This window comes from Acetomicrobium sp. S15 = DSM 107314 (genome assembly GCF_016125955.1).
Classification (GTDB): domain Bacteria; phylum Synergistota; class Synergistia; order Synergistales; family Thermosynergistaceae; genus Thermosynergistes; species Thermosynergistes pyruvativorans.
Genome location: NZ_JADEVE010000324.1, coordinates 1 through 309 on the forward strand (window position 1 = coordinate 1; position 309 = coordinate 309).

A 309-nucleotide genomic window follows, 5' to 3' on the forward strand; every position below is an offset into this window, starting at 1 on the left:
ACATCGCGCAGGTGTTGTCCGAAGGAAGGTGGACGCACGATTATCCCATATCCTCGGAAGAGGCTGTATCTCTTGGGCTTCCCGTCTCCACGAATATGGATGAGGAAATACGACAGCTTGTCCCATAACGGAGATCGCTAGCGCAGCAAAACACAGCGACAGGGTCATAGGAATGCACTTCTTCAACCCTCCGGTAGTCATGAATCCATACCAAATCATCCTCTTGTGTATGCCTTGCCACCACCCTGGCATACTTCGCATTCACCGCTACATAGCTTCTCCAATAAGCGGGGTCGAAACGGCACCTCG

At 52.1% G+C, this 309-nt stretch carries 1 protein-coding gene and 1 pseudogene; one reads left to right on the forward strand and one right to left on the reverse strand.

Annotated elements, in window-relative coordinates:
- Positions 1–11: 11 nt before the first annotated feature.
- Positions 12–128, forward strand: a complete 117-nt coding sequence (locus EZM41_RS13905; RefSeq protein ID WP_342449288.1) for an SDH family Clp fold serine proteinase — start codon at positions 12–14, stop codon at positions 126–128.
- 74 nt (positions 129–202) lie between these two features.
- Here EZM41_RS13905 and EZM41_RS14230 read toward each other — a convergent pair.
- A pseudogene (locus EZM41_RS14230) lies at positions 203–309 on the reverse strand (hypothetical protein); the annotation flags it as partial.